This is a genomic window from Rhizobium sp. 21-4511-3d, assembly GCF_053522545.1.
Window position 1 is genome coordinate 12,705 of record NZ_JBNWCF010000007.1, and the last position, 23,511, is coordinate 36,215.

A 23,511-nucleotide genomic window follows, 5' to 3' on the forward strand; every position below is an offset into this window, starting at 1 on the left:
TCAATAGACAGGCAGGGCACTTCGTTCCAGTGGGGATCAATACGGAAGCAGCGCGTGGAGCGGTTCGTGGGCCATCGTCATGGCGTCGCGCTGGAGCGCATAGTCGATCGCGGCGTTGAGTTTCAGCGGCCTGGAGAAGTGATAACCCTGGGCCAGCCGGACGCCCATGGCGCGCAGGCCATCGGCGATTTCCTCGCTCTCGACGCCTTCGGCGACCGAGGCGATGCCGAGGTTCTGGCAGAGATTGGCGACCGAGCGAGTGATGTTCATCGAGCGGACATCGCGATCGAAGTTCATCACGAAGGTCTTGTCGATCTTCAGCTTGTCGAAGGCCAGGCGGTGGATGTGGCTGAGGCTCGAGAAGCCGGTTCCGAAATCATCGAGCGCGATCGAAATGCCGGCGGCGCGCAGCAGGCCGATCACCTGGTCGGCAGTATCGAAGTCCGACAGCAGCGCCGTCTCGGTGATTTCGAACTCGATGCGTTTCGGATCGACGCCGGAGCGGTGGATCATCGCGAGCAGGTTCATCGAGGTCTCGTGGTCGCAGATGTCGCGGGCCGAGAGATTGAACGACAGGCAGAGATGATCGGGGATTTGCTTCAGCGCATCGAGCGCCTGGCCGAACAGCACGCGGGTCATCCGGCCGATGACGGCGGTGCGCTCGGCGGCGGGGATGAAGGCATCCGGGCTGATGCGGCCGAAGCGGGCGCTATCCCAGCGCGCAAGCGCCTCATAGCCGACAACACGGCCGCTCTTCAGCTCGATGATCGGCTGGTATTCCAACGACAGTTCGCTGGAGAAATCGTTGGCCTGCAGTTCGAGCTCGATCTGATAGCGCTGGTTGAGGATCTTCTCGTGCTCCGAAGAGAAGAACTCGACGCCGCCGCGGCGCTTGCTCTTGACCTGATAGAGGGCAAAGTCCGCCTTCTCATAGAGGTCTTCGGCGGTGGAATCACGATCCTCGGGATAGACGATGCCGCAGGAGGCCGACACCCGGACCGAGCCATCGGGGATTTCGAAGGCTTCGTGCACGGAGGCGCAGAGGGCGTGGCCGAGATCGGCGACATCCTTGCGGCTGATGCCCTGCGGGAAGATCAGGCCGAATTCGTCGCCGCCGAGACGCGAGACGACCGCTTCGCTGCCGGCAAGTGCGGCAAAGCGGCGGGCGGTTTCCTTCAGCACGAGATCGCCTGCCGAATGGCCGAAGACGTCGTTGACCGGCTTGAAGCCGTCGAGATCGATGATGCCGATGACAGGCGGCTCGTTGGGATTCTGCTGCAGCAGGCGCTCCAGCGACAGGAAGAAGCTGCGGCGGTTGGCAAGGCCGGTCAGCTGGTCCTGCAGCGCGTTGCGGCTGTTGACGAGATTGAGCTCCTCGGCTTCGGCCTGCTTCTTCTCCAGCTCCTCGGTCATCTGCACGAGACCGGCGAAGTTCTGGAAGTAGCTGTTGATCACCCTGAGGAACGGCAGGATCAGGAAGAGGCCGCTGACGGCAGTGGCGATGAAAACCGGATTGCCCGAGGACAGGAAGGTCAGCGCCATCGCGGTGAAGGTGATGACCGTGGTGATTGCAGCCGCGATCGGCAGATGCATGAGACAGAAGATGCAGGAAATGCCCGTTACGACCAGGAAGTAGGCGATCTGGCCCTGCTGAAAGGCATTGCCATAGCTATAGAGCGCCACCGCCCAGAAGCCGAAGGCAACCGTCAGGATGCAGGAGCCGACGATCGTGAAGCGCATCAGCTTGTAGGCGCGCTCGGGAGTGACGTTTTCCTTGCCGTTGATTTCCCACCAACAGAGACGGAAGAGGCAGACGACGCTGAGGCCGGTCGGAATATAGAGCGCCAGCCAGAGCGGCGCGGTCTTGATATGGGTGATCGCGACGGAGAGCGCGTTGATGATCAGCAGGACATAGAGAATCGGGATCTGTGTCGACAGAGCCTGAAACTGTGCCATCAAGAACTTCGGGTTGTCTTTTTGCAGCCGTAGCGAAGCGATGAAGCTTTTCATTGTCCCTTTTCCCTTGGCCATAAAGCAGCCAGAGAAAGCTTGATTTTTTCTTAGTTTCGCTGTTTTCGCACGGCTATCCCGCCGCGGATGGTAAATGCCGTGTTAGCGCGATCAGAACGACGCAGCAGCCAGTTCGCGGTAGATGCCCTGCAGATCGCCGACGCGGCGCTGCATCAGCTCCAGTTCCCAGTCGAGCGCGCTGCGCACGATGGTTTCGAGCGCATCATGCTGCGGCACCCAGCCAAGCACGCGGCGCGCCAAGGTTGCGTCGGCGACGACACTCGCGGAATCGCCTGGGCGGCGTGGCGCCATGTGGATCTTGAAGGAGTGGCCGTGAACGCGGGTCACCATATTCAGCACGTCGAGAACGGAGTAGCCGAAACCATAGCCGCAGTTGGCGACCAGCGAACCCTTGCCCTGGCGCAGGTGCTGCAGCGCCTTCAGGTGCGCATCGGCGAGATCGGTGACGTGGATGTAGTCGCGCACGCCGGTGCCGTCATGCGTCGGGTAATCGACGCCGTAGACGCTGACTCCGTCGCGCTTGCCGAGAGCGGCTTCGCAGGCGACCTTGATCAGATGCGTGGCGCCATTGGTGGACTGGCCGGCGCGGCCCTGCGGGTCGGCTCCGGCGACGTTGAAATAGCGCAGTGCCACATAGTTGAAGTCATAGGCTGCGGCGGCATCGCGCAGCATGAACTCGGTCATCAGCTTCGACTGGCCGTAGGGATTTTCAGGATTGAGGGTCGCGGTTTCCTTGACCGGATCCGACGTCTTCTGCGGACCATAGACGGCCGCGGTCGACGAGAAGACGAAATGGCGGACGCCGGCTTCGATAGAGGCGCTGAGCAGCGCGCGGGTCTTGCCGGAATTGTTGTCGTAGTATGAGAGCGGATCGGCGACAGAGACCGGCACGACGGCCGAACCGGCGAAATGGATGATCGCTTCGATATCGTTCTCGATGAAGATGGTCCGCAGGATTTCGGGGTCGGCGACATCGCCGAGATAGAAGCGGGCCGCCGGCGCCACCGCCCAGCGGAAGCCCGTCGACAGGCGGTCTAGAACGACGACGTCCTCACCTGCCTCCAGCAGTGTCCAGACCATATGGCTGCCGATATAGCCAGCGCCGCCCGTCACCAAGATTGCCATGTCCCGCATTCCCTGTTTTATCGCACAGGGGCATCAGACGGATTTTCCCTTTCGGATTTTCTTATCAAAAGCCCGTTTTGGGCCGTTCCGGCGGGTAAGTTTGCGGGTGTGGTTAGAGGCCGATTTCCGCTTTCGCTACAATTTTATCGAACCGGCCGAATCCGGGGCAGATGCCCGGCTGAGGGAGCCGGGCATGCCGTGTTCAGCGGCTCATGATGTAGTCGCAAAGACGCTCGGCGGCGATGCGCACCTGAGCCGGATCGCGCAGGAAGCAGGCGCGCAGGAAGAGCTCGCCGCCAGCGCCGAAGGCCGCACCGGGCGCCAGGCCGACGCCGGTCTTGTCGACGATATCGAGCGCCGCCTTGCGGCTGTCGGTGACGCCGTCGATCTTCAGGAACGCATAGAGCGCGCCATCCGGCTTCAAGGTCTCGACGCGATTGGTGGCAATCAGGGCGTCGCAGAGGATATCGCGGGCTTCGGTGGCCTTGCGGACGTTGGCGGCGACGAAATCATCGCCGTGGTTGAGCGCCGCAACCGCGCCCTTCTGCATGAACTGCGCCACACCCGAAGTCGAATACTGGATCAGGTTTTCCAGCACCTGGCCGGTTTCCGGCGGGCCGACGATCCAGCCGACGCGCCAGCCGGTCATCGACCAGTTCTTCGAGAAGGAATTGACGAAGAAGATCTTGTCGCCGGGCTCCATGACATCGAAGAACGACGGCGCGCGGCCGCCGGCATAGAAGTAGCGGGCATAGATCTCGTCGGCCATGATCCAGAGGCCGTGCTTGCGGGCGATCTCGAGGATCTGTTTCAGATCCTGCTTCGTCGCTGTCCAGCCCGTCGGGTTCGACGGCGTGTTGACGAAGAGGCCCTTGGTCTTCGGGGTGATGGCGGCTTCGATGCGGTCGAGATCGACAGCCCATGTGCCGCCTTCGAACTGCAGCTCGACGCCGACAGAGCGGGCGCCGGCGATTTCGAGGGCCGCCGCGATATTCGGCCAGGCGGGCGTCAGGTAGACGATTTCGTCGCCGGGCGAGGTCATCGCCTGCACGGCGATCTGGATCGCCTGCATTCCCGAGCCGGTGACGTAGAAATGTTCAGGAGACAGCGTCACGCCGAAGTGGCGGGCATAGTAATCCGAGAGTGCCTGGCGAAGCTCGGGAATGCCGCGCTGCCAAGTGTAGAAGGTCTCGCCGGCCGCCAGCGCATCCATCGCTGCCTTGCTGATGAAATCGGGCGTCGGCAGATCGCCCTCGCCGACCCAAAGGGGCAGCAGGCCTTCGCGGCCGCGGGCATAATTGACGACTTCGACGATCCCGCTTTCGGGTGCCGTGATGGCGCGCGGGCTGAGGCTATTGACGATCGACATGAAGGACTCCGGTTTTGGCCTTCATAGAACAAAACCCGGCGCAAATCCCAATGAGAATGCGTGATGTCACATCGATTTTCGTGATGGATGGAGCCCTGCCGGAAAGCAGGGCTCAAATGCCCCCGGATCAGGCCGGGCGCTTGGCCAGGAGATCGCGGATTTCGGTGAGAAGCGCGACATCGGCCGGCGGCGGCGCAGCTTCCGCAGCCTTCTCCTCGTTGCGCTCGACCTGCTTGCGCAGCGTGTTCACGCCCTTGACCATCAGGAAGATGATCCAGGCGAGGATCATGAAGTTGATGACGACGGTGATGAAGTTACCGTAGGCGAAGACGGCGCCCTGGGCACGAGCGGCAGCCAGCGTCGGTGCATTGACCGCCGACGACAGGCCGATGAAGTAGTTGGAGAAGTCGAAGCCACCGAAGATGGCGCCAACGATAGGCATGATGATATCGTCGACAAGCGACTTGACGATACCGCCGAAAGCGCCACCGATAATGACACCGACCGCCAGGTCCATGACGTTACCGCGGGCAATAAACGCTTTGAATTCGTTGAGCATCCGATCTGTCTCCCTCTGAAGTGCTCTCACTGACAGTCCGTGCGTTCATTAGCTACATCTCCGCCACAATTATTCAATTGTTAATTTTGAATAATCACCGGTTCCTGCGTCTTGGACTTAATGCCTAGATCACCCCAATTTCCAAAGTGGGGGATTTCACCTAATCTCGCATGCATCAGGGAGAACCGGCGCATGACACGCCGGTGGAGGATCGATGCTTCCGGGTTGGGTGATCATTGCTTCTGCCTTCGGCTACATGCTTCTGCTGTTTGCCGTCGCAAGCTATGGCGACCGCAAGAGCCGCCGGCTCGGCACTCTTGAGGGCGGCTGGCCTGTTGTCTATGCGCTGAGCCTGGCGATCTACTGCACCTCCTGGACCTATTTCGGCGGCGTCGGCCTCGCCTCGCAGCATGGGCTTGAGTTCGCCGGCATCTATATCGGCCCGATCCTCGTCTTCACGCTCGGCATGCCGGTATTGAGGCGGATCATCGAACTCGCCAAGGCCGAGAAGCTCACTTCCGTCGCCGACTTCATCGCGGCGCGCTATGGGAAAAATTCAACCGTCGCGACGATCGTGGCGTTGATATCGCTGGTCGGCGTCATCCCCTATATCGCGCTGCAGCTGAAGGCGATTTCGAGCACGGTATCAGTCGTCGTCAATCCGCAGGATTACGGCATCGGTAGCGGCAATCTCTATTTCCTCGACCTGCCGCTGATCGTGACTCTGGTGCTTGCCTGTTTCGCCGTGATGTTCGGCACCCGCCACACGGATGCGACCGAGCATCAGGACGGGCTGATCCTTGCCGTCTCGATGGAATCCGTCGTCAAGCTGATCGCCTTCCTGACAGCCGGGGTCTGCGTCATCTGGTTCCTGTTCGACGGGCCGATGGATCTCTGGGAGAAAAGTGCGGCGAACCCGCTGGTGACGGCGGCCCTCGATTACCAGACGCCGATCAGCCGCTGGATCGTACTGACGCTGCTTTCGGCCTTCGCGATCATCATGCTGCCGCGGCAATTCCATGTGACGGTCGTCGAAAACCGGACGGCGAAGCAGCTGAAGCTCGCGGGCTACCTGTTCCCGCTCTATCTCATCGCCATCAATCTGTTCGTGCTGCCTGTGGCGATCGGCGGGCTGCTGACCTTTGGCGGCGCCGGCAATGCCGACCTCTATGTGCTGTCGCTGCCGCTGGCGGGCCAGATGCCGGTCGTTTCGCTGATCACCTTCATCGGCGGCTTCTCAGCGGCGACGGCGATGGTGATCGTCGATTCCGTGGCGCTGTCGATCATGGTGTCGAACGACATCATCATGCCGATCTTCCTGCGGCGTAAGCTTGCCGGGCGGGCCAGCCAGCGTGACGATTTCGCCAAGACGCTCCTCAATATCCGCCGCAGCGCGATCTTCGCCGTGCTGCTGCTTGGCTATGCCTATTACCGCTCGACCGACAGCACGGCGGGCCTCGCCTCGATCGGCCTGCTCTCCTTTGCGGCAATCGGGCAGATCGCGCCGGCGTTGTTCGGTGGCCTCATCTGGCGGCGGGCGAATGCGCGGGGCGCGATCCTCGGCCTGACCTCCGGCTTCGTCATCTGGTTCTATCTGCTGTTCCTGCCGTCGCTCGGAGGGCCTGACTATTCCTATATCGCCAGCGGCTTCCTAGGCTTCCTGTTCCCCGGCACGACGGTTTTCACCGCCCCGGATGCCGATCCGCTGGTGAATGCCACGGCGATGAGCCTGCTCGTCAACACCGCCTTCTTCATCGTCGGGTCGATGACGCGCAATGCGCGGCCGCTGGAGCGCATCCAGGCGGGCATCTTCGTCAAGCGCCAGTCGCGCTCGCAGTTCGCCACGCGCGGCTGGAAGACGCGGATCAGCGTCGGCGACCTGAAGGCGGCGATTGCTCGCTATCTCGGCGAGGAGCGCATGCAGCGCTCGCTCGCGACCTACGAGCAGAGCTCCGGCCGCAAGCTGGAGGACGACCAGCCGGCCGACATGGCGCTGATCCACTTCACCGAACAGCTGCTCGGTAGCGCCATCGGCTCGTCTTCTGCACGGCTGGTGCTCTCGCTGATTCTGCAGAAGATCGAGGATGCCTCTTCCGACACGGCCTGGCTGCTCGATCAGGCGAGCGAGGCGCTGCAATATAACCAGGACATGCTGCAGACGGCGCTCTCGCAGATGGACCAGGGGATCGCCGTCTTCGACAGCTCCAACCAGCTGACGATCTGGAACCGGCGCTTCCGCCAGCTGCTGGACCTGCCCGAGGATGCCGGACGCGTCGGCTTCCCGCTGTCGGAGATCGTTGCCATTCTCGGCCAGCGCGGCGATATCGCGCCCGCCGATCTGGTGCAGACCGTTCGCCATTTCCAGACGCTCGACAAGCCCTTCTCGCTGGTGCTCGGCGGCGGCGAGCGGATCATCGAAGTGCGCTCCAATGCCATGCCCGACAAGGGCATTGTCGCGACCTTCACCGACATCACCCAGCGCGTTGCCGCAGACCAGGCCCTGAAGCAGGCGAACGAGACGCTGGAGCAGCGCGTTGCCGAGCGCACCGTAGAGCTGACCCGGGTGAACCACGAGCTCGGAGAAGCGCGGGCCGCCGCCGATGAAGCCAATATCGGCAAGACGCGCTTCTTCGCCGCCGCCGGCCACGACATTCTGCAGCCACTGAATGCGGCGCGGCTTTACTCCTCGGCGCTGGTTGAGCGGATGGCGCAATCCGACAACGGGCCGATCGTGCGCAACATCGATTCGGCGCTGGAATCGGTCGAGACCATTCTCGGCGCGGTGCTCGATATCTCGCGGCTCGATACCGGCGCCATGCGGCCGCGGCTGACGACGGTGCCGCTCTCCGACCTGCTGCAGCGGATCGAGACCGACTTTGCGCCGATCGCGCGTGAGAAGAAGCTCAAGCTTACCGTCATGCCGACGACGCTGCGGGTGCGCTCCGACCCCAATCTTCTGCGCCGTCTCGTGCAGAACCTCGTCTCGAACGCGATCAAATATACGCTGACGGGCAAGGTGCTGGTCGGGGTCAGGCGGCGCGGCGACAAGGTGGTGATCCAGGTGATGGATTCCGGCATCGGCATTCCGCCCTCGAAATTCCGCACCGTCTTCAAGGAATTCGCGCGTCTCGACGAAGGCGCCAAGACGGCGACGGGGCTTGGGCTTGGCCTGTCGATCGTCGATCGCATCGCCCGCGTTCTGAACCATCCGGTCGAGCTGCACTCGACCCATGGCAAGGGCACGGATTTCCGCATCGTCATGCCGCTCGATGTGGCGAAGGCGGGGAGCGCGCCTGTCGCGGCCGTGGCGGCGGAACGACAGACGCAGACGCTGCGCGGTCTCAACATCCTCTGCGTCGACAACGAGCCGAAGATCCTGGAGGGGATGCGGCTCCTGATTTCCGGATGGGGTTGCGAGGTGCAGTCGCTGGCCTCGCTTGCGGAGGTCGCCGATTTCCGCTCCGCGGCGCCCGATCTTGTCATTGCCGATTACCATCTCGACGATGGAACCGGCATTGCCGCCATTCTCGATCTCCGGCAGCGTTTCGGAGCCGAGCTCCCGGCGCTGCTGCTGACCGCCGACCGAACGCTCGAAATCCGCGCCGAGGCGGAGCGCTACGGCATTGCCGTGCAGCACAAGCCGGTGCGCCCGGCAGCGCTGCGCGCCTTCATCACGCAGATTTCAGGGCAGAAGCGGGCCGCGGCGGAATAGATTTCATCATGTCTTCGACCAGTGCCGAGACACGCTCCGGCCCCAAGGCCTTGTCGAAGAGAATGCGGTAGATGATCGGCGCAACGACCCGATCCAGCACATGCTCGATATCCGGAAAAGCCTCGCCGCGGCGGGCGGCGCGGGCGGCGATCACGCCGATCTGCTGGCGGGTGAAATCGCAGCATTGCTGTGCGCCCGCGGCCTCGATGGAAGCGAGCGTATCGCGGATGACCTGGCGTCCGGGGCCGGAGGCCATTTCCTCGGCATATTGCTCCGCCCATTGCTGCAGGTCGCGCTGGGCGTTGCCGGTGTCGACCGGCTGCATGTCCGGCCGCAGGCGCTCGACGGCGACGTCCGCCATGAGTTCGCGCAGATCGCCCCAGCGGCGATAAATCGTCGAGGGCGTGACGCCGGCTTCGGTGGCAATCAGCGGCACGGTGATCTCGGCGCGATCCATCTTTGCCAGGAGATCCTGCACGGCCTTGTGCACCGATGCCTGAACCCTTGCGCTTCTGCCGCCCGGACGCGGGCCTTCCCTGCCTGCCATCTCTCTTACCCTGCCTTTCCTGCCCCGGCGCCGATGGTTCAACGATTCTCATAGAACCATAAACGCAAATTATTTGCTTTTAGTATCGCGCCACCCTACATGAGGCAAACGCAACGACTTAGCTTTAAGGGGTATATAGATGGTCTCGGATCGCAAATCCAGTGAAGCGGATGCCGCACCCCGCAATCCGATCGCCTTTCATGCCGTGACGCTCGCCACCTTCTTCGGCGCGTCGGCGGCGCCGACGCCGCTCTATCGCATCTATCAGGAGAGCTTCTCCGTCTCGCCTGTGATGATCACGATCGTCTTCGCCGTCTATGCCTTCGCGCTGCTGACGGCGCTGTTGATTGCCGGTTCGATTTCCGACCACCTCGGCCGCAAGCCGGTGATCTTTACCGCGCTCGTGCTGGAGATCGCGGCAATGGCGCTGTTCACCGTCGCCAGCGGCCCCGGCTGGCTGATCGCAGCCCGCATCGTCCAGGGTCTTGCCACGGGCATTGCCGGCGCCTCGATCGGCGCAGCGCTCGTCGATGTCGACCGCGCCCGCGGGCAGCTCGTCAATTCGCTGGCGCCGCTTTCGGGCATGGCGGTCGGCGCGATCGGCACCAGCGCGCTGATCCAGTACGGCCCCTTTCCGCTGCACCTTGTCTATGCGCTGCTGCTGATCGGCTTTGCGATCCAGGCGGCCGCGATCTGGTTGACGCCGGAGACAGGTGGCAAGCGGCCGGGGATGCTCGCCTCGCTGAAACCGCGGATCGCCGTACCGCCGCAGGTGAAGCGAACACTGGCGCTGGTGACGCCGATCAACATCGCCAACTGGACGCTCGGCGGCTTCTATTTGTCGCTCGTGCCCTCGCTCGTCGTCTCCACCACGGGCAGCCATGCGCCGCTGACGGGCGGCGCTGTCGTCACCGCGCTGATGATCTCGGGCGCAATCGCCGTCTATCTGCGCCGTGCGCAGGCGCCGAGGGCCAATCTTCGCTTCGGTGTTTCGGCAACGACTGCGGGTATTCTGACCGTCGTCGCGGGCGTGCATCTTGCCGATGTTCCAGTGCTGCTCGCCGGCACGCTGCTGACCGGCATCGGCTTCGGCGTCAATTTCATGGGCTCGGTCGGCTCGATCATGCCGCTTGCCAAGGCCGACGAGCGGGCGGGCCTGCTCTCGGCCTTCTACATCCAGAGCTATCTCGCCTTCAGTCTGCCCGCTATTCTCGCCGGTTTCCTGGCGAAATCGATCGGCTACGCGCTGACGACCGATATCTATGGCACGGCGATCGTGCTCGTCAGCCTTGCCGGGCTGCTGGCTGTGATAAGGGCGGGAAAGCCAAGCGCGGCGGTTGCATAAAACGCAGCCGCCTATGCGCGCATTGGTAGGCTAATGCAAAAGGCTGAATTGCAATAGCGTGCGATCCATCGCCTCATTGAGCCGGGCAACAATCTTCTATCCTCATCGACACGGGTCCGCCCTGGGCCCCTGGCAACGCTTTGGTTTCACACATGCGCCTGATTGTCGTCAATGACGTGTCCGTTGTCCGGGGTGGCGCCACCAAGGTTGCGATCCAGTGCCTGGAGGCATGCGTCGATGCCGGGGTCAACTGCACCTTCTTCGTCGGCGACGACGGGGCGGGGCTGAAGGAATACGGGCTCGATGTGCGCACCATCGCGCTCGGCGAAAAGCCGCTGCGCGACGGCCCTGCGATCGCCAATATCTTCGACCGGCATTTCAACAAGCGGGCCTATGAAGCACTCTCCGGCCTGCTCGCAGAATCCGCCGACGAGACCGTCGTGCATGTCCATGGCTGGAACCAGATCCTCTCGCCATCGATCTTCCACGCGCTGTCGCAGAGCAACGCGCGCGTCATCATCACCGCCCATGATTTCTTCCTGAATTGCCCGAATGGCGGCCTGCTGAACTACAAGAGCGGCGAGATCTGCTCGGTGACGCCGATGTCGATGGGCTGCCTGACGACCAATTGCGACAAGCGCAACTATCTGCACAAGCTCTGGCGCTTCCGCCGGACCTTGGCGCAGGCGGGTGTCGGCGATGCCTTCTGGGAGCGGATCGAGGTGATCCTCGCCCATGAGAACATGGAGGCCTATCTGACCCCGGGGCCGCTCAAACACTTCCAGACGCTGCGCACCCCGACCGAACCGCTGACCCGCCAGCCGACCGAACCCTGGCTGCGCGACCGCATCATGTTTCTCGGCCGCATGACCTGGGAAAAGGGTGTGCGGACGCTCGGCGAAGCGCTGCGCATGACCGGCCAGGCAGCGACGCTAATCGGCCGCGGGCCGCTGCTCGAGGAAATGCAGAAGACCCTGCCGCATTGCTGGGTGCCGGGCTGGCTCGACGATGCCACCGTTGCCAAGCTTGCCGGCGAGGCGCGCGTCTTCATCATGCCGTCGCGGATGCCCGAGCCTTACGGCCTGGTCGCGGCCGAGGCGATCATGAGCGGCATTCCGCTGATCGTCAGCAGCAATGCGCTGATCTCCGAAGAGATCGCGGCAAATGGCGCCGGACTGGTGTTCAAGAGCGGCGATGCCGCCTCGCTCGCCGATGCGCTCAACAAGGTCAAGAGCGACAGCCTTGTCCAGAAGCTTACCGAAGGCGCCCGCGCCTTCGGACAAAAGATCGCGCCCTCCCGCCAGGAATGGGACCAGCGGATGATCGCGATCTACACGGGGGAAAATGCCTTTCTTGCGGCCTAGGAGGGATCATGGCGCGTGCATTGGTGACTGGGGGATGCGGCTTCGTCGGCCGGCATCTATGCGAGCGGCTGCTTGCAGAAGGAATGGACGTCGTCTCGGTGGACCTGATGAAGCCGGGCACCGGCGCGCTGCCGCCATCGCCTAGACTGCTTTCCAACCGCCGTTTCACCTTCCTGCAGGAGGATTGCCGCAGCTATTTCGAGCGCACGAACGAGCATTTCGACTATGTCTTCCATCTCGCGGCACTCGTCGGCGGGCGGATGACGCTGGAGAACCAGACGCTTCTCGTTGCCGAGGATCTCGCCGTCGATGCTGCGCTCTGGCGCTGGGCGGGCGAGAGACGCCCAGGCAATGTCGTCTATTTCAGTTCGAGTGCCGCCTATCCCGTTTCGCTGCAGACCTTCGAGGCGCAGACGATCCTCTCCGAAGACATGATCTCCTTCGACCGGCCGATCGGCGTGCCCGACCTCAGCTACGGCTGGACGAAGCTGACCGGCGAATATCTGATGAAGCTCTATGTCGAGCGCTACGGCGGCCGCGCGGTCGCCTACCGTCCCTTCAGCGGCTATGGCGAAGATCAGGACCTCGCCTACCCCTTCCCCGCCATCTGCCGCCGCCTGATCCGCGAGCGCGGGGCGCCGAACGTCTCCGTCTGGGGCAGCGGCCACCAGTGCCGCGACTTCATCCACATCTCCGACTGCATCGGCTTCGTCATCGACACGATGGACGCCATGACATCAGGCACCAGCCTCAACCTCTCGACCGGAGACGCTACTTCCTTCATCGAACTCGCCAGACTGATCGCCCGCGAACTCGGCTGGTCACCTGAGGTAAACGGCACCGCCAGCCGCCCGGAAGGCGTGTTCTACCGCTGCGGGGATACGGCGCTGCAGCGGGAATTCGGGCTGGCGCCGAAGGTGAGCCTTGAGGAAGGGATCAGGCGGTCGCTGGAGTTTCATCGGGAGATGGAGGTGATGGCTTGAGGGGTTAGGAGGACTTACTCTCGCCAATCCTATCCTCCAGCAAATCGGCAAAGTGATCCATCTCCGTTTCCTGTATGACCTCAGGCTCCAAAGGAGCGTCGCTTAGAAAAGCTAGTGCGCGCTCATATGCTGGCAGCATTTTATCATCCGTTGGTTTCCCGACGAGGAAATAGGGCTTAAATTTCTCTTCAGCCTTTGACAGCCCAACCATCATCCCCACCCATCGGGCTGCTTTTTCCTGAATGCCGTCTTCTGTTGTGAGATCGAATGATAAGGGCTGTATACAATGCCATTTACCATTTTTCCACGCGTGCTCGAATTCAACTTCGTTTCGAGGCGAGCTAATAGTTTTGGCTTGGAAAAGATCGGCAATTTTGCGTTCGAGAAGCCTGTCGCGAAACGGCTTCCAAATGTCAGCATCAGCTCGCCGTTGCACTTGCTGCTCGTCATACTGACTTATGAAACGGGAATGCAAATCTTCCAGTGTCCTGCCCGCATCAATCGTCGTGCCAGAGCTCAAGTCGCCCCACACCAAAGAGCTATCATCGACTGGCAATATCCGATGAGCAAAAGAAAGTGCGGTAAGCTCGTTCGACAGCAAATCGCCGGTCTCTCTACGCTTGGAAAGCTTCGCAAAATCACGCTCAAGCTGCATCAGGTCGTGCTTAAGCACGGCGCCATTAACATCCGGGAAAACTTTCGTTATGCGACCGTATGCCTTCCTGAATAGCGCACCAAGGAAGCCACTTTTGGGAGCAAAAAGCACTACGCCAACGTTAATCTGCTCGCCGGCGATAGGATCATGGCGATAGCGCAAAATTACATAGGTGTATGGTTCTCGTCTCATGACAACACCCTTCTTAGCTCTGTTACACAGCTACCGATCTGATCTCGAACTTTCTTAATGTGGTCGAGTGCCTCGGTAAGAATAGGACGAACTTCGGACCACTCTGCCGGAAGAGTGGCGTCATACTGTGCAATTCGTATGTCTGACAAGCCTTCCCATTTTGCTTGAATCGCTTCGAAAGCCAAATCACTGTTTTTGGCAAGCTGCTTGGCAAAGATATGCTCGCTATCTGTGCCATAACGTTTGAGGAGCTCCAGATTCCCAGACTTCCATGGCTCACACCGCGGAAAAACTTTCATCCGAAAACCAAACGCACTTTCATGATCAATTAGTCGCCAGAGTTGATCTTTTACGAGCATATTTGAGTTAGCTGGGCTGCGATCGGAGTTGGCGATACAGGCGTCAAAAGTCAGTATTGATAGCGCTAAGCCAATTTGGCTGTCCGATATCCTATCGCTGGGACCCCATCGCCGCCACTGCTTTCCTGCATGCTTCGACGCAAATGCCACTTGCGACGATCCTCGCATCCTTTGCCTTATTGCTTCGTTGGAAACCGAACTCACAAATTCATCATCAATGCGAACGAGGAAGGGCTCGTTCACCGGAAGCTCAAGGTCCGCAGCCAAAAGAGATCCCAGCATTTCATTGGCCAGACCTTCAATTGTGCACTCAGGCCCGTTCGATATCTTCATGACGACGTCGTGCTCGTCGCCGTCATCGGTCGCCACTACCACTCTAAGAGGCCTAGTCCTTCCATTTTCTGTCAAACGATCAAATCGAACTGGAATGGCATTTCGGATCATACAAACGTTGCCCTTGAGCTGCCGTGTCGAAAATGTTTGATTTTGCCTGACATACAACGAGACTGAAGCCGATCACGTTAGAACGACACCGACGCGACTACGGGAGATCGTCAGCCTTGGCGCATCTTGCAATCATTGCGAGAAAATTGCTAGCCGCCTTTCGGCGCTCATTGGGTTTCACCCCCATCAACCCCTTGTTAAACCTTTATTGACCATAATCGCCGCTTCAGGCGCGGTATTGTAGGCGTTCACCGGACCTCTGCTGCCTTTACTCGCGTAAGACGGAGATGGTCATATGGAATGTGCGGCGAAGACGCGGGCGGGTCAGGATGGGAAGGGGTTTGGCCTCTTTTCGGCGCTGGCGCGGCAGGCTGTGCGGGCCGTCGTGGCGTCGTTTCTGGCGGTGCCGGCCTTTCTCGGGTCCGAGGTTGCGGCTGCGGCCGAAGACCGGGCGCTGAAGCTTTATTTCACCCATACCGGCGAGAAGGCGACGATCACCTTCAAGCGTGACGGCAGGTTCGATCCGCGCGGGTTGAAGCAGATCAACCGCTTCCTGCGCGACTGGCGCCGCAACGAGCCGGCGCGGATGGATCCGCGGCTGCTCGATCTCGTCTGGGAGGTCTATCAGAAGGCCGGCGGGCGCGATTATATCCATGTCGTCTCCGCCTACCGCTCGCCTGCCACCAACAACATGCTGCGCACCCGCTCGCGGGTGACGGGCGTTGCCAAGAACAGCCAGCACATGCTCGGCAAAGCGATGGATTTCTATATTCCGGGCGTGCAGCTCGCCAAGTTGCGCGGCATTGCCATGCAGATGCAGGGCGGCGGCGTCGGTTACTATCCGAAATCCGGTTCGCCCTTCGTGCATCTCGATGTCGGCCGGGTGCGCGCCTGGCCGCGCATGTCGCGCCAGGAGCTGGCGCGAATCTTCCCGAGCGGCAAGACCATGCATGTTCCCGCCGACGGACGGCCGCTGCCGGGCTACAACCAGGCGGTCGCCGAATATAAGAAGCGCGGCAGCGTGAAGACCGTCGAAGTCGCTTCCGTCGAGGACGACGAGGATACGGGCAGCAGTGCTGCGCTTCCGAGCAAGCTCGCGACGGCGTTGGTGCCGACGCCGCGCAGCAGCGTGAAGCGTGACATTCCGATGCTTTCGGCCGTGCCTGTGCCTGAAAAGCCCGCGCCGGAGAGCTATACCAATCTCGCCTCTCTCAGCGTGCCGCTGCCGGTTCTGCGGCCGGGCAGCGAGAAGGCGAATGCGCCTGTCGATCCGGTGCAGACGGCTTCGATCGATCCGGTCGCCATCCGCCCGGAAATCCGCCCCGCCGGTCCCTCCTTCGGCACCAGCGCGCTTGCCTCTCTGAAGCCGAGCTCGATGCCCGGCGCGCAGGCCGAGCTGATGGCGGCGCTGCCGCTTGCCAAGTCGCCGGAACTCGATGGCGGCGTTTCCAGCATCTCCGACGAGGCACTGATGGGCTGGGCGCTGCATGGCAACGGCCGCGAGCTCGGCATGAGCGCGCCCCGCATCATCCGCCGGGCGATCCTTGCCGATCACAGCATGGCCTACGAGATCCTCGACGACGAAGAGGAAGCCGACGAAGCCGAGTTCGATGTTGACCGCTTCGGGTCCGATCAGGCAGGCTGAGGGGATGGGCGCCGCCTGAGCGCCCCTCTGCGCCCGATGATGGCGCGTGCCTGAATGGAGTCTTGAGAATTGAGTACCGCTTTCGTCAAGGAAGAGAGCGCCGAAACCGCGGCAGAAACCCACCTGCCCGACCGGCCGATCTCGCCGCATCCGAACCTCGTCACCGAAGCCGGGCTGAAGGCGCTGGAGGCGCAGCTGCAGCAGGCGCGCGAGGGCGTGGAAGCGGCGGCCGGGATCGAGGATGTCAACGAGAAGCGCCGCCAGACGGCCATTCCGCTGCGCGATTTCCGCTATTTCGCCGAGCGCGTGCGCACCGCGCAGGTCATGCCGGCGCCAGCCTCCAACGACGTCGTCGCCTTCGGCAGCAAGGTGACCTTCAGCCGCGACGATGGCCGCGTGCAGACCTACCGCATCGTCGGCGAGGACGAGGCCGACCCCAAGGCGGGGTCGATTTCGTTTGTCTCGCCGGTGGCGCGGGGGCTGATGGGCAAGGTCGTGGGTGACCTTGCCATGGTGGGCGATCAGGAGTTGGAGATTACGGCGATCGCTTGAGTACGGCCACCAAGGCCGTCATCCTCGGCCCTGTGCCGAGGATCTAACGAGTCCCTACGCGAACCGTTTCGCTCCACGTCAGCCGTTGCAGATGCTCGGGACAGGCCCGAGCATGACGGCGTGGTGGCCGGCCGCGGCCTGCCCTACCCGACCATAGGCGGCCTACGCCGCCTCCTTCTCCCCGCGATAGGGATCGAAGCGGCCGTAGAAGGTTTCGCCCTTGGCGGCCATGTCCTTCAGGAGCGGTGTCGGCTTGAAATGCGGGCCGTAGGAGGCCGCGAGCTTTTCCGCCAGTTCGACGAAGGCCTTGGCGCCCATGCCGTCGATATAGCTCAGAGCGCCACCGGTATAGGGCGCGAAACCGAAGCCGAGGATGGAGCCGACATCGGCCTCGCGCGGATCGGTGACGATGCCTTCCTCGACGGTGCGGGCCGCTTCCAGCGCGATGGTGACGAGGAAGCGCTGCTTCAGCAATTCGATATCCACCTCATCGGCCTTCTTCTGCGGATAGAAGGTCTTCAATTCAGGCCAGAGCGTTTTCTTGGCGGGCTTCGGCGGGTAGTCGTAGAAGCCCTTGGTGTTCTTGCGGCCGAAGCGGCCTTCCTTCTCGACCATGCGGGCGACGAGCTGCATGTGGTGCGGGTCGATCGCCGTTGGCCCAAGATCCGCAACAGTGGCCTTGAGGATCTTCAGCGACAGGTCGATCGCGACTTCGTCGTTCAGCGCCAGAGGTCCAACAGGCATGCCGGCCATCTTGGCGGCATTCTCGATCATGACAGGCGGCACGCCTTCGATCAGCATGTCATAGCTTTCGGCCATGTAGCGCAGGACGCAGCGGTTGACGAAGAAGCCGCGGGTATCGTTGACGACGATCGGCGTCTTCTTGATCGCGGCAACGTAATCGAGCGCCACGGCGAGCGCCTTGTCGCCGGTTTCCTTGCCGAGGATCACTTCGGTCAGCATCATCTTCTCGACCGGCGAGAAGAAATGGATGCCGATGAAATCGGCAGGGCGCTTCGAGCTCTTGGCCAGACCGGTGATCGGCAGCGTCGAGGTGTTGGAGGCGAAGATCGCGCCCTCGGGCAGCACTTCCTCGACAGCCTCGATCACCGCCTTCTTCACGTCGCGGTCTTCGAAGACGGCTTCGATGACAAGCCCGGCATCCCGGAGATCGGCGTAATCGGCAGATGGGGTGATGCGGGCGAGGATCGCGGCTGCCTCATCCTGCGTCAGCCGGCCCTTGCCGACGGAATCCTTCGCCAGGCCCTCGCCCGTTGCCTTGCCCTTGCTGGCGGCGTCGATATCGCGGTCGATCAGCGTTACTTCGAGACCGGCAGCGGCGGAGACATAGGCGATCGAGGCGCCCATGAAGCCGGCGCCGACGACGCCGATCTTCTTGAGCTCGGTCTTCGGCTGACCGGCCGGGCGGCGGGCGCCCTTGCCGAGTTCCTGCATCGAGATGAACAGCGAGCGGATCATCGAGAAGGCTTCGGTGGTCTGCAGCACCTGGGTGAAATAGCGCTGCTCGATCTTCAGCGCCGTATCGAAGGGCACCTGCAGGCCTTCATAGACGCATTTCAGAATGGCGAGCGCGCCCGGATAATTGCCTGCCGTCTCGCGGCGCAGGATGGCCGGAGCGGCCGGCCAGAGCTGCGCGGAAGCCGGCGTCCAGATGCCGCCGCCGGGAACCTTGAAGCCCTTCTCATCCCAGGGAGCGACCGGCTTCAGGCCATCCTTGATCATTTGCTTGGCTGCCGGGATCAGCTGGTCCGGCTCGACGACCTGATGCACGAGGTTCATCGCCTTGGCGCGCGAGGCGGTCAGCGACTGGCCCGTCGTCATCATCTGCAGGGCGGACTGGGCATCGGCGAGACGCGCGACACGCTGCGTGCCGCCGGCGCCCGGGAAGATGCCGACCTTGACCTCGGGAAGCGCGATCTTCACCGACTTGGCATTCGAGGCGACGCGGCCATGGCAGGCGAGCGACATCTCGAGCGCCCCGCCCATGCAGGTGCCGTTGATCGCCGAGACCCACGGCTTGCCGCAGGTTTCCAGCTTGCGGAACAGGCCGGTCATGCGACCGACGAGATCGAAGAGCTTCTGGGCGGCCGTATCCGGATTGGCGGCCTTCTCGGTCTGGTACAGCGTGAACATCGACTTGATCATCGACAGATCGGCGCCGCCGGAGAAGGACGACTTGCCCGAGGTGATCACCACGCCCTTGACGGCACTATCGGCGACGGTGGCGTCAACGATGGCGTTGAGTTCCTCCATCACCTCTTCGGTGAAGACGTTCATCGACTTGCCGGGCATGTCCCAGGTGACGAGCGCGATGCCGTCTGCGTCGGTCGCGACAGTGAAATTCTTGTATGTGGTCATGGGGATTTCCTCTTCCCTAAATTTCCCTGGCTCTCAGAAGATGCCAAACAGATAGCAACTCACGCCGACAACGATGGCGAGCAGCACCAGAAGAGCGCGATTTTGGCCGCGCAGCCGGCGCGCATGCTCTTTCGGGTTGACTTGAAAGGCCTCGGCCGATGCCCGTCTCATGTCTCCGTTCAAGTCGCGGACCTGAAAATGCTGTTCCGTCTCGTTCTGGCCCATTGAGTGCTTGCCTCCGGCTTTCTCAGACGCGTTCGATGACGGTTGCCGTGCCCATGCCGGCGCCGATGCAGAGCGTGACGAGCGCGGTATTCAGGTCGCGGCGCTCCAGTTCGTCCAGCACGGTGCCGAGGATCATGGCGCCGGTGGCGCCGAGGGGGTGGCCCATAGCGATGGCCCCGCCGTTGACGTTGATCTTGTCGTGGGCGATGTCGAAGGCCTGCATGTAACGCAGCACGACGGCGGCGAAGGCCTCGTTGAGCTCGAAGAGATCGATATCGGCAAGCGACATGCCGGTGCGCTTCAGCAGCTTTTCGGTGACGTCGACGGGGCCGGTCAGCATCAGCGCCGGGTCGGAGCCGATATTGGCGAAGGCCTTGATGCGGCCGCGCGGCTTCTTGCCGAGGCTTTCGCCACCGGCCTTGGAGCCGAGCAGGACGGCGGCGGCGCCATCGACGATGCCCGAGGAATTGCCGGCATGGTGGACGTAGTTGATACGCTCGACTTCAGGATGGGCCTGGATGCCGACGGCTTCGAAGCCGCCCATCTCACCCGGCATCTGGAAGGATGGGTTGAGCGAAGCCAGCGCCTGCATGTCGGTGCCCGGGCGCATGTGCTCGTCATGGGCGAGGATCGTGAGGCCGTTCTGGTCCTTCACCGGGATGACGGAGTTCTTGAAGTAGCCTTTCTCCCAGGCGTTGGCGGCGCGCTTCTGGCTTTCGACGGCATAGGCATCGACGTCGTCGCGGGAGAAGCCGTATTTCGTGGCGATCAGATCGGCCGATACGCCCTGCGGCATGAAATAGGCCGGGAAGTTGACGGAGGGGTCCATGAACCAGGCGCCGCCGGACATGCCGAGGCCGACGCGCGACATGCTTTCGACGCCACCGGCAATCACGATGTCATCGGCACCCTGGGCGATCTTGGCCGCGCCGAAGTTCACGGCATCGAGGCCGGAGGCGCAGAAGCGGGAGATCTGCATGCCGGGCGCAGTCGTCGAGTACCCGGCTTCGAAAGCGGCAGCCTTGGGGATGACGGCGCCGGCATCCATGACCGGATCGACGCAGCCCATGATGATGTCATCGACCGTTGCCGTATCCAGCCCGTTGCGATCGCGGATCGCTTCCAGCGTCTTGGCGGCAAGGCGCACGGACGGTACTTCATGCAGCGAGCCATCCTTCTTGCCGCGGCCGCGCGGCGTGCGCACGTGGTCGTAGATGAATACGTCGGTCATCGTCTCTTCTCCCTGGCGGCGCATGGCGCCGGTAAACCTAACTCCCTTCTCCCCGTGGGGAGAAGGTGGCCCCGAAGGGGTCGGATGAGGTGGCTCGGGCTTCGGCCTTGCGGCCGTTCGCGCTTTGCGCTCCCCCCTCATCTCCGGTGCAACGAGTTGCACCTGAAACCTTCGGACATCTTCTCCCCGCTGGGGAGAAGGAAATCTCAAAACGCTTCGGCGGCCAGTTCCATCATCGTGTCGGCACCGGTTTCGATGCGGGCCTTGCGCAGCGCCGTCTCCGGCATGATGCGCTCCATGTAGAACTTGCCGGTGACGAGCTTGGTCTTGAGGTAGTCGGCGCGAGCGCTGTCGCCGCTCGCAAGCGCGTCCTCGGCAGCCTTTACCATCTTCGCCCACATGTAACCCAGGACCACGAGGCCGAAGAGGTGCATGTAGTCGGTCGAGCCGGCACCGGCATTGTCGGGCTTGGCCATGGCATTCTGCATGAACCACATGGTCGCCGCCTGCACGTCGTTCAAGCCCTTCTTCAGATGCTTGGTGAAGAAGGCGAGCTTTTCGTCGTTGCGGTTTTCCTCGCAGAAATCGCCGATCTCCTTGAAGAGCGCCATGACGGCGCGGCCGCCATTGAGGCCGAGCTTGCGGCCGACAAGATCGAGCGCCTGGATGCCGTTGGCACCTTCGTAGATCATAGCGATACGGGCATCGCGGACATACTGGCTCATGCCGTGTTCTTCGATATAGCCGTGGCCGCCAAAGACCTGCTGGGCCATGACGGCGTGGTCGAAGCCCTTGTCGGTCATCACGCCCTTCAGGATGGGGGTGACGAGGCCGAGGATATCGTCGGCCGTCTGGCGTTCCTTGTCGTCGGCGGAGCGGTGGGCGATGTCGGATTTCAGCGCGGTCCACAGCAGGAAGGCGCGGCCGGCCTCGTTGAAGGCGCGGATGGTCATCAGCGAGCGGCGGATATCCGGATGGACGATGATCGGGTCGGCCTTCTTTTCCGGCGCCTTGGGGCCAGAGAGGGAGCGGCCCTGGATGCGCTCGCGGGCATAATTGACGGCGTTCTGATAGGCGATCTCGGAGATAGACAGGCCCTGCAGGCCAACGCCGAGGCGGGCTTCGTTCATCATCACGAACATGGCGTTGAGGCCGCGGTTTTCGGCGCCGATCAGATAGCCGGTCGCCTCGTCATAATTCATGACGCAGGTGGCGTTGCCATGGATGCCCATCTTGTGCTCGAGCGCGCCGCAGGAGACGGCATTGCGGTCGCCCGGCGTGCCGCCTTCCTTGACCATGAACTTCGGCACGATGAACAGCGAGATGCCCTTGGTGCCCTCGGGAGCGCCCTCGATGCGGGCGAGCACCAGATGGACGATATTGCCGGTCATGTCGTGTTCGCCGGCAGAGATGAAGATCTTTTGTCCGGAGATCTTGTAGCTGCCGTCGCCCTGAGGCACGGCCTTGGTGCGCAGCAGGCCTAGATCGGTGCCGCAATGTGGCTCGGTCAGGTTCATGGTGCCGGACCATTCGCCGGAGACCATCTTCGGCAGGTAGGTCTGCTTCTGCTCGTCGGAACCGTGGACGAGGATCGCGGCGATTGCGCCTTGGGTCAGGCCCGGATACATCATCAGCGACATGTTGGCGGCGGAGGTGTATTCGCCGACAGCCGCATGCAGCGTGTAGGGAAGGCCCTGGCCGCCGAATTCTTCCGGCGCGGCGAGCCCGGTCCAGCCACCTTGGCAATAGGCGTCATAGGCGGCCTTGAAGCCCTTCGGCGTTGTGACGGAGCCGTCATCGGCGCGCTTGCAGCCTTCCTGATCGCCCGAATAATTGAGCGGGAAAAGCACCTCTTCAGCCACCTTCGCGGCCTCGCCGAGGATCGCCTCGATCATGTCAGGTGTCGCGTCCGCAAAGCCCGGGAGATTGTTGTAGCGCTCCAGACCCAGCACGTCGTTCAGCACGAAGAGCGTGTCATTAACCGGGGCCTTATAGACTGGCATCGTTCGAATTCCTCCAATTCGCAGACCGGACCGAGACCGGCACATGGGAGTGTCTTACAAAATATTGACGTTTGCGTAAACGTCAAATTCTGCATTTGCTCGAATTTGTGATGAGGATCACGGACAGCGGATCGACGGAGATTTCCGCCTGGAGGTCAGTGAAGTTCGGCCGACAGCGCGGCGCTTCTGCGAACGACGTCGCTCATGGTTTTCAACAGTGAGGAAAACTCCTCGAGGACGAGGCCGAAATAGGCGTCGTCGGTCTCGGCAAGCGCCGTTACAGAGGCGCAGGCATTGAAGATCAGCTTGTCGAGATTGTCGCTCTGATCGAACAGTCCTCCGGAAAGCTCGTCATCGCGCAGCGTGTGAAGCTCGTCGACAATCTTGCGGATGAGCGAGCGGCGCTGCCAGCGATGCATGCCGGAGATGTTCTTCTGCGCATGCCGGATTTCGGACATCAGATTTCTATGCAAGAATCAGCCCTCGTGAGCCGCCCACTCTAGCTGCGCTTTGTAACGCTATCGTGTGAGCCTCGGGCGCAGGCAATTTGCCATCAATTCCTGCTTGGTGGCGAAGTGGCCGAAGAGCTGGACAAGCTCGCGCTCCTGCTTGCGATCCAGGCCTTGTTTGCGGGCGAAATCGCTGACACTCCAGACTTTTCTGGCATCCTGCAGCGATGTGACTTTGGGGTCGATATGCGAGCTCATGGGACCGCCCTCCTTCAAGGCGTCAAATCAACGCCGAGGACTACCCCTCAGTTCCTGCCGATCACGGCTTTTTGCTCTCTGTAC

Annotated in this window: 19 protein-coding genes; 6 read left to right on the top strand and 13 right to left on the bottom strand. The window is 62.1% G+C overall.

The window, feature by feature from the left end; genetic code table 11:
- Positions 1 to 36 precede the first annotated feature (36 nt).
- The 4 genes from ACQZ5H_RS16320 to mscL all read right to left on the bottom strand — a co-directional run bounded on the left by ACQZ5H_RS16320 (position 37) and on the right by mscL (position 5,084).
- Positions 37 to 2,010: a putative bifunctional diguanylate cyclase/phosphodiesterase gene (locus tag ACQZ5H_RS16320; RefSeq protein WP_203429605.1), complete on the bottom strand. Its 1,974-nt coding sequence runs from the start codon at positions 2,008 to 2,010 to the stop codon at positions 37 to 39.
- Positions 2,011 to 2,121: 111 nt separating this feature from the next.
- Positions 2,122 to 3,156, bottom strand: coding sequence for a UDP-glucose 4-epimerase GalE (gene galE, locus ACQZ5H_RS16325; protein WP_203429606.1), 1,035 nt, complete (start codon positions 3,154 to 3,156; stop codon positions 2,122 to 2,124).
- A 202-nt stretch (positions 3,157 to 3,358) separates the two neighbouring features.
- Positions 3,359 to 4,525, bottom strand: coding sequence for a pyridoxal phosphate-dependent aminotransferase (locus ACQZ5H_RS16330; RefSeq protein WP_449098380.1), 1,167 nt, complete (start codon positions 4,523 to 4,525; stop codon positions 3,359 to 3,361).
- 127 nt (positions 4,526 to 4,652) lie between these two features.
- Complete coding sequence (gene mscL, locus ACQZ5H_RS16335; protein ID WP_112713422.1) at positions 4,653 to 5,084, bottom strand: large conductance mechanosensitive channel protein MscL; 432 nt, start codon at positions 5,082 to 5,084, stop codon at positions 4,653 to 4,655.
- Between the two features lie 214 nt (positions 5,085 to 5,298).
- On the opposite strand from mscL, the gene ACQZ5H_RS16340 reads away from it, so the two are divergent.
- A complete protein-coding gene (locus ACQZ5H_RS16340) occupies positions 5,299 to 8,796 on the top strand; it encodes a PAS-domain containing protein (protein ID WP_449098381.1) in 3,498 nt (1,165 codons plus the stop codon).
- On the opposite strand, the gene ACQZ5H_RS16345 is transcribed toward ACQZ5H_RS16340, so the two are convergent.
- Entirely contained in the window at positions 8,756 to 9,343 is a 588-nt protein-coding gene (locus tag ACQZ5H_RS16345) for a TetR/AcrR family transcriptional regulator C-terminal ligand-binding domain-containing protein (RefSeq protein WP_449098382.1), read from the bottom strand. The genes ACQZ5H_RS16340 and ACQZ5H_RS16345 overlap by 41 nt on opposite strands.
- Positions 9,344 to 9,482: 139 nt before the next feature.
- On the opposite strand from ACQZ5H_RS16345, the gene ACQZ5H_RS16350 reads away from it, so the two are divergent.
- From ACQZ5H_RS16350 to ACQZ5H_RS16360, 3 genes are all read left to right on the top strand, one after another.
- Positions 9,483 to 10,688, top strand: a complete 1,206-nt coding sequence (locus tag ACQZ5H_RS16350; protein ID WP_449098383.1) for an MFS transporter — start codon at positions 9,483 to 9,485, stop codon at positions 10,686 to 10,688.
- A 152-nt stretch (positions 10,689 to 10,840) separates the two neighbouring features.
- On the top strand, positions 10,841 to 12,052 hold the full coding sequence (locus tag ACQZ5H_RS16355) for a glycosyltransferase family 4 protein (protein ID WP_449098384.1): 1,212 nt from the start codon (positions 10,841 to 10,843) through the stop codon (positions 12,050 to 12,052).
- A gap of 8 nt (positions 12,053 to 12,060) precedes the next feature.
- Positions 12,061 to 13,035 carry an NAD-dependent epimerase/dehydratase family protein gene (locus tag ACQZ5H_RS16360; RefSeq protein WP_449098385.1) on the top strand — a complete coding sequence of 325 codons (975 nt, stop codon included), beginning with the start codon at positions 12,061 to 12,063 and terminating at the stop codon, positions 13,033 to 13,035.
- Positions 13,036 to 13,039: 4 nt separating this feature from the next.
- Here the strand turns inward: ACQZ5H_RS16360 and ACQZ5H_RS16365 are convergent, their stop codons facing one another.
- Together ACQZ5H_RS16365 and ACQZ5H_RS16370 are read right to left on the bottom strand one after the other, a co-directional pair.
- Complete coding sequence (locus tag ACQZ5H_RS16365) at positions 13,040 to 13,882, bottom strand: DUF3037 domain-containing protein (protein ID WP_449098386.1); 843 nt, start codon at positions 13,880 to 13,882, stop codon at positions 13,040 to 13,042.
- Entirely contained in the window at positions 13,879 to 14,610 is a 732-nt protein-coding gene (locus ACQZ5H_RS16370; RefSeq protein ID WP_449098387.1) for a HipA family kinase, read from the bottom strand. The genes ACQZ5H_RS16365 and ACQZ5H_RS16370 overlap by 4 nt, the downstream gene beginning before the upstream one ends.
- Positions 14,611 to 14,980: 370 nt before the next feature.
- On the opposite strand from ACQZ5H_RS16370, the gene ACQZ5H_RS16375 reads away from it, so the two are divergent.
- Together ACQZ5H_RS16375 and greA are read left to right on the top strand one after the other, a co-directional pair.
- A complete protein-coding gene (locus ACQZ5H_RS16375; RefSeq protein ID WP_449098388.1) occupies positions 14,981 to 16,330 on the top strand; it encodes a DUF882 domain-containing protein in 1,350 nt (449 codons plus the stop codon).
- A gap of 69 nt (positions 16,331 to 16,399) precedes the next feature.
- Positions 16,400 to 16,882: a transcription elongation factor GreA gene (gene greA / locus ACQZ5H_RS16380; RefSeq protein ID WP_449098389.1), complete on the top strand. Its 483-nt coding sequence runs from the start codon at positions 16,400 to 16,402 to the stop codon at positions 16,880 to 16,882.
- Between the two features lie 162 nt (positions 16,883 to 17,044).
- Here greA and ACQZ5H_RS16385 read toward each other — a convergent pair whose 3' ends face one another.
- The 6 genes from ACQZ5H_RS16385 to ACQZ5H_RS16410 all read right to left on the bottom strand — a co-directional run bounded on the left by ACQZ5H_RS16385 (position 17,045) and on the right by ACQZ5H_RS16410 (position 23,427).
- Positions 17,045 to 19,261 carry an FAD-dependent oxidoreductase gene (locus ACQZ5H_RS16385; protein ID WP_449098390.1) on the bottom strand — a complete coding sequence of 739 codons (2,217 nt, stop codon included), beginning with the start codon at positions 19,259 to 19,261 and terminating at the stop codon, positions 17,045 to 17,047.
- A 33-nt stretch (positions 19,262 to 19,294) separates the two neighbouring features.
- Complete coding sequence (locus ACQZ5H_RS16390; RefSeq protein ID WP_449098391.1) at positions 19,295 to 19,486, bottom strand: hypothetical protein; 192 nt, start codon at positions 19,484 to 19,486, stop codon at positions 19,295 to 19,297.
- Positions 19,487 to 19,508: 22 nt separating this feature from the next.
- A complete protein-coding gene (locus ACQZ5H_RS16395) occupies positions 19,509 to 20,717 on the bottom strand; it encodes an acetyl-CoA C-acetyltransferase (RefSeq protein ID WP_449098392.1) in 1,209 nt (402 codons plus the stop codon).
- A 206-nt stretch (positions 20,718 to 20,923) separates the two neighbouring features.
- Positions 20,924 to 22,720 carry an acyl-CoA dehydrogenase C-terminal domain-containing protein gene (locus tag ACQZ5H_RS16400; RefSeq protein WP_449098393.1) on the bottom strand — a complete coding sequence of 599 codons (1,797 nt, stop codon included), beginning with the start codon at positions 22,718 to 22,720 and terminating at the stop codon, positions 20,924 to 20,926.
- A gap of 155 nt (positions 22,721 to 22,875) precedes the next feature.
- A complete protein-coding gene (locus ACQZ5H_RS16405; RefSeq protein WP_449098394.1) occupies positions 22,876 to 23,178 on the bottom strand; it encodes a hypothetical protein in 303 nt (100 codons plus the stop codon).
- Positions 23,179 to 23,238: 60 nt separating this feature from the next.
- A complete protein-coding gene (locus tag ACQZ5H_RS16410; protein WP_025555255.1) occupies positions 23,239 to 23,427 on the bottom strand; it encodes a hypothetical protein in 189 nt (62 codons plus the stop codon).
- Positions 23,428 to 23,511 lie beyond the last annotated feature (84 nt).

Excerpts from the sequence above, each read along its gene's own strand:
- ACQZ5H_RS16385 (WP_449098390.1), bottom strand. The coding sequence starts at position 19,261 with ATGACCACATACAAGAATTTCACTGTCGCGACCGACGCAGACGGCATC.
- galE (WP_203429606.1), bottom strand. The coding sequence starts at position 3,156 with ATGGCAATCTTGGTGACGGGCGGCGCTGGCTATATCGGCAGCCATATG.
- ACQZ5H_RS16390 (WP_449098391.1), bottom strand. The coding sequence starts at position 19,486 with ATGGGCCAGAACGAGACGGAACAGCATTTTCAGGTCCGCGACTTGAAC.
- ACQZ5H_RS16350 (WP_449098383.1), top strand. The coding sequence starts at position 9,483 with ATGGTCTCGGATCGCAAATCCAGTGAAGCGGATGCCGCACCCCGCAAT.
- ACQZ5H_RS16375 (WP_449098388.1), top strand. The coding sequence starts at position 14,981 with ATGGAATGTGCGGCGAAGACGCGGGCGGGTCAGGATGGGAAGGGGTTT.
- ACQZ5H_RS16345 (WP_449098382.1), bottom strand. The coding sequence starts at position 9,343 with ATGGCAGGCAGGGAAGGCCCGCGTCCGGGCGGCAGAAGCGCAAGGGTT.
- ACQZ5H_RS16360 (WP_449098385.1), top strand. The coding sequence starts at position 12,061 with ATGGCGCGTGCATTGGTGACTGGGGGATGCGGCTTCGTCGGCCGGCAT.
- ACQZ5H_RS16395 (WP_449098392.1), bottom strand. The coding sequence starts at position 20,717 with ATGACCGACGTATTCATCTACGACCACGTGCGCACGCCGCGCGGCCGC.
- ACQZ5H_RS16330 (WP_449098380.1), bottom strand. The coding sequence starts at position 4,525 with ATGTCGATCGTCAATAGCCTCAGCCCGCGCGCCATCACGGCACCCGAA.
- ACQZ5H_RS16355 (WP_449098384.1), top strand. The coding sequence starts at position 10,841 with ATGCGCCTGATTGTCGTCAATGACGTGTCCGTTGTCCGGGGTGGCGCC.
- mscL (WP_112713422.1), bottom strand. The coding sequence starts at position 5,084 with ATGCTCAACGAATTCAAAGCGTTTATTGCCCGCGGTAACGTCATGGAC.
- ACQZ5H_RS16320 (WP_203429605.1), bottom strand. The coding sequence starts at position 2,010 with ATGAAAAGCTTCATCGCTTCGCTACGGCTGCAAAAAGACAACCCGAAG.
- ACQZ5H_RS16400 (WP_449098393.1), bottom strand. The coding sequence starts at position 22,720 with ATGCCAGTCTATAAGGCCCCGGTTAATGACACGCTCTTCGTGCTGAAC.
- ACQZ5H_RS16410 (WP_025555255.1), bottom strand. The coding sequence starts at position 23,427 with ATGAGCTCGCATATCGACCCCAAAGTCACATCGCTGCAGGATGCCAGA.
- ACQZ5H_RS16365 (WP_449098386.1), bottom strand. The coding sequence starts at position 13,882 with ATGAGACGAGAACCATACACCTATGTAATTTTGCGCTATCGCCATGAT.
- ACQZ5H_RS16340 (WP_449098381.1), top strand. The coding sequence starts at position 5,299 with ATGCTTCCGGGTTGGGTGATCATTGCTTCTGCCTTCGGCTACATGCTT.
- ACQZ5H_RS16405 (WP_449098394.1), bottom strand. The coding sequence starts at position 23,178 with ATGTCCGAAATCCGGCATGCGCAGAAGAACATCTCCGGCATGCATCGC.